This is a genomic window from Pseudomonas sp. LBUM1644 (assembly GCF_059716195.1).
The window spans coordinates 5,267,043-5,280,394 of the sequence record NZ_CP166812.1 but is presented as its reverse complement, the minus strand read 5'-3'; the positions used below and the strand labels follow the sequence as shown (position 1 = coordinate 5,280,394).

The following is a 13,352-nucleotide window of genomic DNA, read 5'->3' as shown; positions in this document are numbered from 1 at the left end:
GGCGCCGATACAATTCCCCGCCTAGGATACCCGGCATGTTTTCAGGGAGTTGTTTGATGAACAAGACATTGGTTGTGTGTGCACTGAGTGCAGGTTTGTTGCTCGCCGGCTGCCAGTCGGTCAATACCACCAGCGGTGGCGCCGTGGGCGTAGAGCGCAAGCAGTATATGTTCAGCATGCTGTCGACGGATGAGGTCAACCAGATGTACGCCCAGTCTTATCAAAAGACAGTGGGTGAGGCGAGCTCCAAAGGCGTGCTGGACAAGACCAGTAACGATGCCAAGCGCATTCAATTGATTTCCGACCGGCTGATTGCACAGGCTCCGGTTTTTCGTCCGGATTCGGCCCAGTGGAAGTGGGAAGTCAATCTGATCAAGAGCGATGAGCTCAATGCCAACTGCGGGCCTGGCGGCAAGATCATTTTCTATACCGGTCTGATGGACAGCCTGAAACTGACTGATGACGAAATCGCCGCCATCCTCGGTCATGAAATCGCCCATGCCCTGCGCGAGCACGGGCGTGAAGCGATGTCCAAGGCTTACGGCATCGAAATGGCCAAGCAGGGTGCTGGCGCCCTGTTCGGGCTGGGGCAGGACAGCCTGGCGCTGGCAGATACCGTGGCCAACTACGGCATGACCTTGCCCAACAGTCGCGCCAATGAAAACGAGGCCGACCTGATCGGCCTGGAACTGGCCGCCCGCGCCGGATATAACCCGAATGCCGCGATCACGTTGTGGAACAAGATGAGCAAGGCCTCGGAAGGTTCACCACCAGAGTTCATGAGCACTCACCCGGCGTCGACCAGTCGTATTGCTTCGTTGCAGGCGGCGATTCCGAAAGTCATGCCGCTTTACAACAGCGCCAAGAAATAAGCTGCAAGCTGCAAGTTTGAAGCAAGGCAGATCTGCTCTGCTTCAAACTTTTGGCTCATTGCTTGAAGCTTGCCGCTGCTTTAAACCCAACCGCTGCTCTGCATCGCTTTGTACACCGCCACCACCGCCAGGATGAAAAACGCCGAGGCTGCCAAACGACGGATCAACGTCAGTGGCAATTTATCCGCCGCAAAGTTACCCGCCAAAACCACCGGCACGTTGGCAATCAGCATGCCGAGGGTGGTGCCGATGATCACCAGCCACAATTCCGGATATTGCGCGGCGAGCATCACCGTTGCGATCTGGGTCTTGTCGCCGATTTCCGCGAGGAAAAACGCAATCAGCGTGGTCAGGAACGGCCCGAACTTGCGGGCGGTGCTGGCTTCGTCGTCATCCATCTTGTCCGGCACCAGTGTCCATAGCGCGGTCGCGGTGAAGCTCGCGGCGAGGATCCAGTGCAGCATCGTGTCCGAGAAGAAACTGCCGACCCAGGCACCTACCGCGCCGGCTGCCGCGTGGTTGGCCAGGGTCGCGGCGACGATACCGGCGATGATCGGCCAAGGCTTGCGAAAACGAGCGGCGAGAATGAGCGCGAGCAGTTGCGTCTTGTCGCCGATTTCGGCCAAGGCAACGATTGCGGTGGGAACGAGTAAAGAATCCAGCATCAGGGTTTTCCTAAGGGGCGGGTCGACACGGCTATGACACGTACAGCCTTCCCGCCCCGGGTAAGGTGTTCGTGTCATAGGTCTTGTCAAACCCTGCGATCCGTCTGATGCGGACGCTTGGGTCGCATACGCCATGGTCTGAGGACCAAGTATGTTGACGTATGCCGGACGAGCATGGCGCTCGTGGGAGACTACTCCCCTAGGACGGAGCGGATTCTGCCTAGGCAAATCCGTTTGGGCAAGAACAAATTTCTAACCGCGTTTGGCCCGGTAAATTCTGAAACCTTGTCCTTCAGCCTTGATTGCACACACGCCGAGGTGCTCTTCGATCAACGGTTGATACTTCAGGAAGCTATTCGCAACCAACCGCAGTTCGCCGCCGTTTTTCAGATGTTTGGCTGCTTTTCGCAGCAAGTTCTCCGTGGCGAAATAATCGGTGTGCACACCGACATGGAACGGAGGGTTACTCAAAATCGCACTCAGCCCCATCGGCGCCGCGTCGATGCCATCACCGGTAATCACCTCGGCTTCAAGACCGTTGGCAGCCAATGTCAGGCGACTGCTGGCGGCGGCAAACGCATCGACGTCGAGCAACGTGACCTGATTGTGCGGGTAACGACGCTTGACCGCCGCACCCAATACGCCCGCGCCGCACCCGAAGTCCAGCAAATGGCCGCTGGGCAACTTGTCCAGATGCTCCAGCAGCAACGCACTGCCGCGATCCAGCCGGCCGTGGCTGAACACGCCCGGCAGGCTGATGACTTTCAGCGGACCTTCGGCGAGCGGCAGTTCATAGGTCTGGGCCAGGCTTTCCAAAGTTTTTGCTTCTGGCGCATTGGCCACGGTGACCTGCCAGAGCTGGCAATGACGTGCGCTGTCGAGCTTGCGCGGTTTGCCAAAGGGGTTCAGTTGCTTTGCCGCGCCCTCGATGCCGCTGCGTTTTTCGCCCACCAGGTACAGTTCACGACCGGCCAGGCGAGAGGCGAGGGCGTTCAGAATGTAGTCGGTCAGGTCCTTGGACTTGGGCAGGAACACCACGGCGCTGTCGAACTCGCGCGCCGGCGCGTTCACGCCGAAATGGCTGCGCTCGGCAAAACGGGCGTCCAGCGCCGCCTGATCGCCAGCATGCCAGCACCAGCCATGGGTATCGGGCAAGCGGCCTAACAGATCATCGGCGGGCAAACCCGCCAGCAGCACCGAACCCTGGAATAACTCGGCCTGACGAAGCAGTACTTCACTGCGCGGATCCATAACTGCTCCTGTGAAAAAAAGTGCCGCAGTCTATCAACTGACGACCCGCAGCGCTTTACCGCTGAAAAATCCCTGGGCGTTTTCGGTCAACTGACCAACGATCCGCTGCCGCGCCTCGCGACTGCCCCAGGCATTGTGGGGCGTGACGATCAGCCGTGGAATGTCGGCGGCCAGGAGCGGGTTGCCAGCGGTCGGCGGTTCGACGCTCAGAACGTCGGTCGCCGCCCCTCCAAGGTGACCGTTGCGCAAGGCATCGGCCAGGGCCTGTTCGTCAATCAAGCCACCGCGTGCGGTGTTGACCACGAAGGCGCCGGGCTTCATCGACGCCAGCTCACGGGCGCCGATGAAGTGGCGGGTGTGTTCGTTGAGCGGGCAGTGCAGGGTCAGCGCGTCGATTTGCGGCAACAGTTCATCCAGCGGCAATCGGTCCGGTCGGGCAGGGCGCCCCGGGATTTGACCGAGCAATACGCGCATGCCGAAGGCTTCGGCCAGTCGCGCGACGGCGCCGCCCAGTTCGCCATGTCCGAGCAGGCCAAGGGTTTTGCCTTGCAGTTCGACAATCGGGTAATCCAGCAAGCAGAACTGTTTCGCTTGCTGCCAGCGGCCTTCGCCGACGGCTTTCTGATAGTCGACCAGGCGCGTTGCCAGGTTAAGCAGCAACATGATCGTGTGTTGCGCCACCGACGGTGTGCCGTATCCCTGGCAGTTACACACGGTAATGCCGTGCGCACGGGCGGCGGCGAGGTCGACGTTGTTGGTGCCGGTGGCGGTGATCAGAATCAGCTTCAGTTCGGGACTGGCTGCGATGGCCGCGGCGTCGATCAGGATCTTGTTGCTGATGGCGACGGTGGCGCCCTCAAGGCGTTCGATGACTTGATCGGGAGCGGTCTGCGCAAACAGTTGCAAATCATCGAAGCAATCGCGCAACGGACTGAGGTCGAGATCGCCGAGGTCCAGCGAGGGATGGTCGAGGAAAACGGCGCGGCGAGAGTTCGTCATCAACTGTACCTTTTGTGCGTTGAACTGAAGGCGTAATCTGCCGAGCCTAACAGATGAAACAAATGGTTACCCATTGCACCAAAGTGGCTAAGTTTACGCACCGGACAACGAAGCCGCGATGCACCCCTGTAGCAGCTGCCGAGGTACGAGGCTGCGTTGCGTGTCTGCAGGACCGCTCTCGAGGGCCGCTGCGCAGCCCAACGCAGCCTCGTACCTCGGCAGCTGCTACAACGAACGCAGGCTTCGCCAGCTGCTACAGGTGATGTCGTTGCCCGAGATTTTATTTGACTGATCTGCACCAAGAGGAGCACCCATGTACTGGACAGAATTTTTGACCGTTGCCCTGATCCACTTGCTGGCCGTTGCCAGCCCCGGGCCGGACTTTGCCGTGGTGGTGCGCGAGAGCGTGACTCACGGTCGCCGCGCGGGTACCTGGACGGCGCTGGGCGTCGGTACGGCGATTTTCCTGCACGTGGGCTATTCGCTGCTGGGCATCGGCCTGATCGTCTCGCAGTCGATCGTGCTGTTCAACGCCCTGAAATGGGCCGCTGCCGCTTACTTGTTGTACATCGGCTTCAAGGCGCTGCGTGCGCAACCGGCCAAACCGGTGGAGGATGATTTGCACAAGGAAGTGGGCGAGCGCACGGCGCGTAGCGCCTTCACGTCCGGTTTTGTGACCAACGGTCTGAACCCGAAAGCCACTTTGTTTTTCCTGTCGTTGTTCACCGTGGTGATCAATCCGCACACGCCACTGGCGGTGCAGGCGGGGTACGGGGTTTACCTCGCGGTGGCGACGGCTTTCTGGTTCTGCCTGGTGGCGATGTTGTTCAGCCAGCAGCGCGTGCGCGCCGGTTTCGCTCGCATGGGGCACTGGTTCGACCGGACCATGGGCGTCGTGCTGATCGCCATCGGCGTGAAACTCGCGTTCACCGAGATGCATTGATCAAACCGGCGTGAGCCCTGTAGGAGCTGCCGCAGGCTGCAATCTTTTGATCTTCGCTTTTAAGCAACATCAAAAGATCGCAGCCTGCGGCAGCTCCTACAGGGTGTACCCATTGCAAGGTGGGAATCTGTGATGGCTGAAGAATTCCTCTTGATGCTGGCGCAAAGCTAGCATTTGTCCGACTCTATAAATCATCCCTTTGGCTGATTTGGCTGGCGTGCAAGGGCACTAAAGTGCTTACTTTCAGTCACGACCGTGCAGTCAGAAAAGGGATTCTTATGTTGCAGACACGCGTTATCCCCCCAGCCGAAGGCGCTTACCAGTATCCGCTGCTGATTAAACGGCTGCTGATGTCCGGCGCGCGCTATGAGAAAACCCGCGAGATCGTGTACCGCGATCAGTTGCGCTATAGCTATCCGACCCTGATCGAGCGAGTCGCCCGGCTGGCCAACGTGTTGACGGCGGCCGGGGTCAAGCCCGGGGATACCGTGGCGGTGATGGACTGGGACAGCCATCGTTACCTGGAATGCATGTTCGCCATCCCCATGATCGGCGCCGTGATCCACACCATTAATGTGCGCCTGTCACCGGAGCAGATCCTCTACACGATGAACCACGCCGAGGACCGCTTCGTGCTGGTCAATAGCGAGTTCGTGGGACTCTACCAGGCTATCGCCGGGCACCTGACCACGGTCGAGAAAACCCTGCTGCTGACCGACTTGCCGGAAAAAACCGCTGACCTGCCGAATCTCATCGGCGAGTACGAGCAGTTGCTGGCGGCCGCGAGCACGCAGTACGACTTCCAGGACTTTGACGAAAACTCGGTCGCGACCACGTTCTACACGACTGGTACCACCGGTAACCCAAAAGGCGTGTACTTCACCCATCGGCAATTGGTGCTGCACACCATGGGCGTGTCGACCATCATGGGCGCCATCGACAGTGTGCGCCTGTTGGGCACCAACGACGTCTACATGCCGATCACCCCGATGTTCCATGTGCACGCCTGGGGCTTGCCGTATGTGGCGACCATGCTCGGGCTCAAGCAGGTTTATCCCGGCCGCTACGACCCGGAATACCTGGTGGAGCTGTGGCGCAAGGAAAAGGTCAGTTTTTCCCATTGCGTGCCCACCATCCTGCAAATGGTGCTCAATTCCAAGGCAGCGCAAAACACCGATTTCGGTGGCTGGAAAATCGTTATCGGCGGCAGCGCGCTGAACCGTGCGCTGTACGAAGCCGCCAAGGCCAAGGGTATTCAGCTGACCGCTGCGTACGGCATGTCGGAAACCGGCCCGCTGGTGTCTTGTGCCCACCTCAACGATGAGCTGATGGCCGGCACCGAAGACGAACGCACGACTTACCGGATCAAGGCCGGCGTGCCAGGGCCATTGGTCGAGGCTGCAATCGTCGACCCCGAAGGCAACTTCCTGCCGGCCGATGGCGAGACTCAGGGCGAGTTGGTCCTGCGTGCGCCGTGGCTCACCGAAGGTTATTTCAACGAACCGCAGAAGGGCGCCGAGCTCTGGGCTGGCGGCTGGCTGCACACCGGCGACGTGGCGACCCTGGACAGCATGGGCGTGATCGATATTCGCGACCGCATCAAGGACGTGATCAAGACCGGCGGCGAGTGGATCTCCTCCCTGGACCTGGAAGATCTGATCAGTCGCCACGCGGCGGTACGCGAAGTAGCAGTGGTGGGCATTGCCGATCCCCAGTGGGGCGAGCGTCCGTTTGCCTTGCTGGTGATCCGTGAAGGCCACGTGATTGGGGCCAAGGAACTCAAGGAACACCTCAAGCCGTTTGTGGAATTGGGGCACTTGAGCAAGTGGGCAATCCCGAGTCAGATCGCCCTTGTTACTGAAATTCCCAAGACCAGTGTCGGCAAACTCGACAAGAAGAGGATTCGCGTCGACATCACCGAATGGCAGGCCAACAACAGCACCTTCCTCTCGACGCTTTAAGCGTCCCTCGGCGTGCCAGAAATGGCACGCCAGCCCCACCAAGCAAGCGCTTGGCTTGTGAAATCCGAATTTTCAGCCATCCTTGCCGTGCCGACGGGTGTCGGCCTGGCGAAAGGACTGTTCCAGAGTGGCCGGCAGCTGCAAATCACACTTTAGAGGGATCAAGCAGTACTACCTGCTGGCTATAGTCCGCTCAAGGATTTTTAAGAACGGGGCAAACGCACAAAACGGGGCGATGCAACTTTGGAGTGACTTTGGGACACCTTGGCTCCCAGTCATCCACAGCGTTTTTAGAAGTACTCACTGCCATAACAATAATGCACATGGAGTAGCGTCGATGACATCAGTAAACCAGTTCTGGCGCCGGGCGAAACTGCCTCTGGCGATCAGTCTTGCTTCTACGCTCGCCGGGCCAGCATTCGGCGTCAGTTTCAACGTTGGTGAAATCGAAGGCCAATTCGATTCGTCGCTCTCCCTGGGTATGAGTGTCTCGACCCAGTCGCCGAACAAGAACCTGATTGGTGTCAACAACGGGGGGCACGGTCTGTCGCAGACGTCCGATGACGGTCACTTGAACTTCAAGAGCGGGCAGGCCTTTTCGAAAATCTTCAAGGGTATCCATGACCTTGAACTGAAGTACGGCGACACCGGCGTATTTGTTCGGGGCAAATACTGGTACGACTTCGCACTGCAGAACGAAGACCTGGAATTCAAGAACGTCAGCAATGACGGACGTAAGGAAGGCGCTAAGTCTTCGGGTGGGCAGATCCTCGACGCCTTCATCTACCATAACTATGCCATTGCCGATCAGCCGGGTTCCGTGCGTCTGGGCAAGCAGGTCGTGAGCTGGGGTGAAAGTACCTTCATCGGCGGCGGCATCAACTCGATCAACCCGATCGACGTTTCCGCGTTCCGCCGTCCGGGTGCCGAGATCAAGGAAGGCCTGATCCCGGTCAACATGTTCTACGTGTCCCAGAGCCTCACCGAAAACCTGTCGGCCGAAGCCTTCTACCAGTTGGAATGGGACCAGACCGTCGTCGACAACTGCGGCACGTTCTTCTCTCAGCCAGACATCATTGCCGATGGTTGCGATAACAACCTGCGCGTGCTGAACAAGGCCTCGACCATCCCGGCCGCCGCTCGGCCAACACTGGCCAGACTGGGCGTCCAGGCCGATGAGGAAGGTGTGCTGGTGCGCCGTGGTCCGGACCGCGATGCTCGGGACAGCGGCCAGTGGGGCGCGTCCTTCAAATACATGTTCGACCCGCTGGACACCGAATTCGGTGCCTACTTCATGAACTACCACAGCCGTGCGCCGATCTTCAGCGCCACCGGTGCTCCAGCCTCTACGTTCGCCGGGGTCAGGGCCTTGCCAGCGCAACTTCAGGCACTGGCGCCACTGATCATCGCGGGTAACTCGAACTACTTCGTCGAGTATCCGGAAGACATTCGCCTCTACGGCCTGAGCTTCTCCACCACCCTGCCTACCGGTACGGCGTGGAGCGGTGAGGTCAGCTACCGTCCGAACGCTCCGGTGCAGCTCAACTCCACCGACATTCTGTTCGCAGGCATTCGTCCACTGGGCGGCGGGAATCCGAACAACCCTCTGACCAACGCTTCGTTGCTCGCCGGTGCGCCGGGCCAGGACCTTCACGGCTTTCGCCGTAAGGAAGTCACTCAGTTCCAGACCACGTTGACGCACTTCTTCGACCAGGTCATGGGCGCCAGCCGTCTGACGCTGGTGGGTGAAGTGGGCGTAACCCACGTCGGCGGCCTGGAAAGCACCTCTGACGTGCGTTATGGCCGTGATCCGGTCTACGGTCCTGGCGAGCTGCCTGCTACCGGCACTGCCAATACGTGCGTTGGGCTGAACGCCAGCACCATCGCGGGTGCCGGTCCGGGTGCTGCCACCAACAACCTCAGCCGTAACTGCAACGACGAAGGCTTCACTACAGCTACCTCCTGGGGCTACCGCGGTCGTGCCATCTGGGAATACAACGACGTGTTCGCCGGTGTGAACCTGAAGCCGAACGTGGCCTGGTCCCATGACGTTGAAGGTTACTCGCCTGGCCCTGGCGGCAACTTCGAGGAAGGTCGCAAAGCGGTCAGCCTGGGTCTTGATGCCGAGTACCAGAACACCTACACCGCCAGCCTGGCATACACCAACTTCTTCGACGGCAAGTACACCACCGTGGATGACCGTGACTTCGTCGCGCTCAGCGTCGGCGTGAACTTCTAAGCACTGTATTTTCAGGACGAACACACATATGAAAATAACAAAGAGTCTGTTCCACGCGGGTGTTCTGGGGCTTTCGCTGCTGGCGACCAGCGTAATGGCGGCGGTCCCTGCGGCCGAAGCGGACAAGCTGGGCAAGAGCCTGACACCAATGGGCGCCGAAATGGCGGGTAATGCCGACGGTTCGATTCCGGCCTGGAAGCCACTGCCGAAAAACGCCGGCACCGTTGACAGCAAAGGTTTCCTGTCCGATCCGTTCGCCAGTGAAAAACCACTGTTCACCATCACGGCGCAGAACGTCGACCAGTACAAGGAGAAGCTTGCTCCGGGCCAGTACGCGATGTTCAAGCGTTATCCGGAAACCTTCAAGATGCCGGTTTACCCGTCGCATCGTGGCTCGACCGTGCCGGATGATGTGTTTGCTGCCATCAAGAAAAACGCCACCAGCACCAACCTGGTGTCTGGCGGCAACGGTCTGGAAAACTTCGAAACCGCCGTACCGTTTCCGATTCCGAAAAGCGGCGTCGAAGTCATCTGGAACCACATCACCCGCTATCGCGGCGGCAGCGTGACCCGTCTGGTAACCCAGGCGACACCGCAACCGAATGGCTCGTATAGCCTGGTGTACTTCCAGGACCAGTTCGTGTTCCGTGACAAGATGAAGGATTACGATCCGGCGAACCCGGGCAACATCCTGTTCTACTTCAAGCAGAAAGTGACCGCGCCGGCACGTCTGGCCGGTGGTGTGCTGTTGGTGCACGAAACCCTGGACCAGGTTAAGGAGCCGCGTTCGGCATGGGTCTACAACGCCGGCCAACGCCGTGTGCGTCGTGCGCCACAAGTGTCCTATGACGGGCCGGGTACCGCTGCCGATGGCCTGCGTACCTCCGACAACCTGGACATGTTCAACGGTGCGCCGGATCGCTATGACTGGAAACTCGAAGGCAAGAAAGAGATGTACATCGCCTCCGACAGCTACAAGCTCGATTCGCCGAACCTGAAATATGACGACATCATCAAGGCCGGCCACATCAACCAGGACCTGACGCGTTACGAGCTGCGCCGGGTCTGGCATGTGGTTGCAACCCTGAAGGAAGGTCAGCGCCACATCTACGCCAAACGTGACTTCTACATTGACGAAGACACCTGGCAAGCGGCAGTGATCGATCACTACGACGGTCGTAATCAGCTGTGGCGTGTGGCAGAAGCTCATGCCCAGGATTACTACAACGTTCAAGTGCCGTGGTACACCCTGGAAACCTTGTACGACCTGCAATCGGGCCGTTACCTGGCGCTGGGCATGAAGAACGAAGAGAAGTCGGCCTACGACTTCGGTTTCACTGCAACCACCAGCGACTTCACCCCGGCGGCATTGCGTCAGGATGGTGTTCGCTAACCTGCACTGAACCGAGGCCGCATCGTCTAAAAACGCCCCGACTGGTTCGGGGCGTTTTTTTGGTCGTTGAGAAAGATCGCAGCCTCGTTTCACTCGGCAGCTCCTACAGGTGAGTGCGATCCAACGTAGGAGCTGTCGAGTGAAACGAGGCTGCGATCTTTTCTTCGTAGTCTTTTTGTAGCCATTTGTAGCAATTACCTTCATTCCCTCTTCGTTTACCGCTAGTCTGCGGACATCTGCAACGCCGCCAACAGCAATTCAAACAAGAGCCGGCCATGACTGATCTGTCCCCACTTCCGGGCCCTGCAAATATTGCCGTCGCGGCACTCGACGGACGCTTTTTTCGGCCTCCGTTGCCCGACGGCCATGTGCTGCGGCCACGCCTGTGCGAGCGCCTGAGTGCCGGCCTCGGTGGCAGGCTGTTGCTGGTCAGCGCTCCGGCGGGGTTCGGCAAGAGTTCATTGGCGGTGGAGTTCTGTCAGAGCCTGCCGGCTCATTGGCAAAGCCTTTGGCTTGGGTTGAGTCCACGGGATAGCGATCCGGGCCGTTTTCTTGAGCGGTTGCTCGAAGGCCTTCAGGATTATTTTCCGCAGCTCGGGAGGCAGTCCCTGGGGTTGCTGAAAATGCGCCAGCGGCATCAACCGTTTGCTTTCGAAGAATGGCTGGACGGTTTGCTCGATGAGTTGGCCGTGCACTTGCAGCCGACGGCACCGCTGCTACTGGTGCTCGATGACTATCACCTGGCCCAGGGTCCGGTGCTTGATCGCTGCCTGCAATTTTTCCTCAATCATTTGCCCGATGGGTTGCTGGTAATGGTCACCAGTCGTCAGCGCCCGGACTGGCATCTCGCACGTTTGCGCCTGTCACGGCAACTGCTTGAGTTGAATGAGCAGGACTTGCGCCTGACCCATGACGAAGCCTTGACCCTGCTTGATCGGCATAGCAGTTCCTTGCGCGGTGAAGCGCTGGAGAGCTTGATCCAGCGCAGCGAAGGTTGGGTCGCCGGGTTGCGTTTCTGGCTGCTGGCAGCCTCCGAAGCGGGCACCCAGGGTGCATTGCCCCAGGCACTGCATGGCGGGGAGGGGCTGATCCGCGATTACCTGCTCGAAGAAGTCATCGACTGCCTGCCTCCGGAAGTGCAGTCATTCCTGTATGACACGGCCCCGCAGGAGCGTTTTTGCAGCGAACTGTGTGATGCCGTTCGCGAAGCCCATGACAGCGCCGAGATCCTGCGTTTTCTGCTGGCCCATCAAGTGTTCCTGGTGCCGCTGGACGAAAACGGTCACTGGTATCGCTATCACCATCTATTCTCCGACCTGCTGCGCACTCGGCCGACTGCACAGGCATTAGTGCCGGCCGCCAGCCTGCACCTGCGCGCCTGTCGCTGGTTCAACGCCCAGGGACTGCTCGATGAAGCAGTGGAGCAGGCGTTACGCGCCGGGCACCTGGACGTCGCGGCGAACCTGGTGCAAAACCTCTCTGAAGAACAGCTGCTTGCCGAACAGAACGTCGGTATGTTGCTGCGCTGGAAAATGGACTTGCCCGACAGTCTGCTGATCAGTACACCACGGCTGATCGTGCTCTACAGCTGGGCGTTGGGGCTGGCTTGCCAACTGGACGCGGCGGAGGAATTGGCCAGTCATTTGAGTCGCTTCCTGCCGGCGCCATCGGCCACCGCGCAGAAATCCATGTTGGCGCAATGGCTGGCCTTGAGCGCAATCGTCGCGCGCGGGCGCGGCAATCGCGAACTGACCCTGCTCTATTGCACCGAAGCGCTGGAGAGTCTTCCGGCCAAGCGTTACGGTCAGCGACTGATGTGCCTCTCGACCCTGTCCAACCTGGCCATTGCCGACGGCGACTTGTGGCGTGCGCGTGCGTTGAACCGCGACTCACTGGAATTGGCGCAACGGGTCGGTAACCCCTTGTTCGAAGCGCTGGCCCATTACGACCGCGCACGGGTGCTGCAAGCGCGAGGGGAGGTCCTTCGCTCGCTCGATGAAGTCCGACAGGGGCAGGAGCGCCTGCAAGGCTTATCCCCGCAACGGCTCTATGCCGTACGCGCCCGATTGACCTTGTACGAGGGTTTCTTGCTGGCCCTGCGTTTGCAGCCCCAGGCCGCCCGGGTACGGTTGCAGATCGGTTTGAGTGAGGCGCGCGCCTGTCGCGATATCAGCGTGTTGATCGGCCATTGTGTGATCGCCAGGCTCGAAGGCAGCAGCGGCGAATATGCCAAAGCCTTTGCCGAACTCGCCGAAGCCGAACGGCTGATGCACATCTGGGATGTGCCGCCGATTTACTATCTGGCGATGATTACCCTGGTCAAATGCGAACTCTGGCTGGCCCAGGGGCGCACCGATCTGGCCGAGGCCTGGCTGGCGCGATTGGGCCAGACCTACACTGGCGAGCACGCGGCAGCGCCCCCGGAGTTTCATCCGCAATTGCCGCTGCACATCGAGTTGCAGCAAGCCATGTTAGAGGTTATTCAGGGGCAGCCGATGCTGGCCGAAGGGCGATTGAACGCGTTGCTCGAGCATGGTCAGCAATCGGGCAGGCAGATGCTTTGCGTCATGGCGCTGACGCAAAAGGTGACGTTGCTGCTGGGTAGCGGACGTGAACCAGAAGCTCGCAAGGCCTTGAGTCAGGCGCTGGATGCGGCGGCCGGTGGCGTCTTGCAACCCTTCGAAGGGGTGTTGATTGAGCATCCGGACTGGCTGCGTGGCCAACTTCAACTCAATGCGCCGACCGCTATTTCGCAGAGCCTCTGCGAGAAACTTCCGATAGTGGCCCCCCGTGCAGCGCTGGAGTCAGCGTCCGCGGCAGAACAGCTCAGTACACGGGAATTAGCCGTCCTGCGACTGATCGCACAGGGTTGCTCCAACCAGGAAATCAGCGATCAGCTGTTCATTTCCCTGCACACGGTTAAAACCCATGCCAGCCATATCAACAGCAAGCTCGGGGTCGAGCGGCGCACGCAGGCGGTGGCGCGGGCCAAGGAACTGGGAGTATTGGGCTAGTGATTTGTGCGCGGG

At 59.6% G+C, this 13,352-nt stretch carries 9 protein-coding genes and 1 riboswitch; of the genes, 6 read left to right on the top strand and 3 right to left on the bottom strand.

The features are described 5' to 3' along the window. Positions 1 to 56: 56 nt before the first annotated feature. Positions 57 to 872: a M48 family metallopeptidase gene (locus tag ACA052_RS24155; RefSeq protein ID WP_497647117.1), complete on the top strand. Its 816-nt coding sequence runs from the start codon at positions 57 to 59 to the stop codon at positions 870 to 872. Positions 873 to 952: 80 nt separating this feature from the next. Here the strand turns inward: ACA052_RS24155 and ACA052_RS24150 are convergent, their stop codons facing one another. From ACA052_RS24150 to ACA052_RS24140, 3 genes are all read right to left on the bottom strand, one after another. After that, positions 953 to 1,537: a TMEM165/GDT1 family protein gene (locus ACA052_RS24150; RefSeq protein ID WP_497647116.1), complete on the bottom strand. Its 585-nt coding sequence runs from the start codon at positions 1,535 to 1,537 to the stop codon at positions 953 to 955. 88 nt (positions 1,538 to 1,625) lie between these two features. Continuing rightward, positions 1,626 to 1,750, bottom strand: a riboswitch (yybP-ykoY riboswitch). Positions 1,751 to 1,789: 39 nt separating this feature from the next. Further along, the gene (locus ACA052_RS24145; protein ID WP_497647115.1) at positions 1,790 to 2,788 is read right to left on the bottom strand and encodes a methyltransferase; all 999 of its coding nucleotides are present in this window, start codon (positions 2,786 to 2,788) and stop codon (positions 1,790 to 1,792) included. A 33-nt stretch (positions 2,789 to 2,821) separates the two neighbouring features. Then, on the bottom strand, positions 2,822 to 3,787 hold the full coding sequence (locus ACA052_RS24140; protein ID WP_497647114.1) for a 2-hydroxyacid dehydrogenase: 966 nt from the start codon (positions 3,785 to 3,787) through the stop codon (positions 2,822 to 2,824). Between the two features lie 313 nt (positions 3,788 to 4,100). Here ACA052_RS24140 and ACA052_RS24135 point away from each other — a divergent pair, with 313 nt between their 5' ends. From ACA052_RS24135 to ACA052_RS24115, 5 genes are all read left to right on the top strand, one after another. Then, positions 4,101 to 4,730 (top strand): LysE family translocator, encoded by a 630-nt coding sequence (locus ACA052_RS24135; protein ID WP_497647113.1) that lies wholly within the window; start codon positions 4,101 to 4,103, stop codon positions 4,728 to 4,730. Positions 4,731 to 5,008: 278 nt separating this feature from the next. Beyond that, positions 5,009 to 6,691, top strand: a complete 1,683-nt coding sequence (locus ACA052_RS24130; protein WP_497647112.1) for a fatty acid--CoA ligase — start codon at positions 5,009 to 5,011, stop codon at positions 6,689 to 6,691. A 337-nt stretch (positions 6,692 to 7,028) separates the two neighbouring features. Then, positions 7,029 to 8,930 carry a DUF1302 domain-containing protein gene (locus ACA052_RS24125; protein WP_497647111.1) on the top strand — a complete coding sequence of 634 codons (1,902 nt, stop codon included), beginning with the start codon at positions 7,029 to 7,031 and terminating at the stop codon, positions 8,928 to 8,930. Positions 8,931 to 8,958: 28 nt separating this feature from the next. Then, entirely contained in the window at positions 8,959 to 10,323 is a 1,365-nt protein-coding gene (locus tag ACA052_RS24120) for a DUF1329 domain-containing protein (RefSeq protein WP_497647110.1), read from the top strand. Between the two features lie 275 nt (positions 10,324 to 10,598). Beyond that, positions 10,599 to 13,337, top strand: coding sequence for a winged helix-turn-helix domain-containing protein (locus ACA052_RS24115; protein WP_497647109.1), 2,739 nt, complete (start codon positions 10,599 to 10,601; stop codon positions 13,335 to 13,337). The last annotated feature ends 15 nt before the right edge of the window (positions 13,338 to 13,352 follow it).

Coding starts and splice junctions, on each gene's coding strand:
- ACA052_RS24135 (WP_497647113.1), top strand. CDS start 4,101: ATGTACTGGACAGAATTTTTGACCGTTGCCCTGATCCACTTGCTGGCC.
- ACA052_RS24150 (WP_497647116.1), bottom strand. CDS start 1,537: ATGCTGGATTCTTTACTCGTTCCCACCGCAATCGTTGCCTTGGCCGAA.
- ACA052_RS24115 (WP_497647109.1), top strand. CDS start 10,599: ATGACTGATCTGTCCCCACTTCCGGGCCCTGCAAATATTGCCGTCGCG.
- ACA052_RS24120 (WP_497647110.1), top strand. CDS start 8,959: ATGAAAATAACAAAGAGTCTGTTCCACGCGGGTGTTCTGGGGCTTTCG.
- ACA052_RS24155 (WP_497647117.1), top strand. CDS start 57: ATGAACAAGACATTGGTTGTGTGTGCACTGAGTGCAGGTTTGTTGCTC.
- ACA052_RS24130 (WP_497647112.1), top strand. CDS start 5,009: ATGTTGCAGACACGCGTTATCCCCCCAGCCGAAGGCGCTTACCAGTAT.
- ACA052_RS24145 (WP_497647115.1), bottom strand. CDS start 2,788: ATGGATCCGCGCAGTGAAGTACTGCTTCGTCAGGCCGAGTTATTCCAG.
- ACA052_RS24140 (WP_497647114.1), bottom strand. CDS start 3,787: ATGACGAACTCTCGCCGCGCCGTTTTCCTCGACCATCCCTCGCTGGAC.
- ACA052_RS24125 (WP_497647111.1), top strand. CDS start 7,029: ATGACATCAGTAAACCAGTTCTGGCGCCGGGCGAAACTGCCTCTGGCG.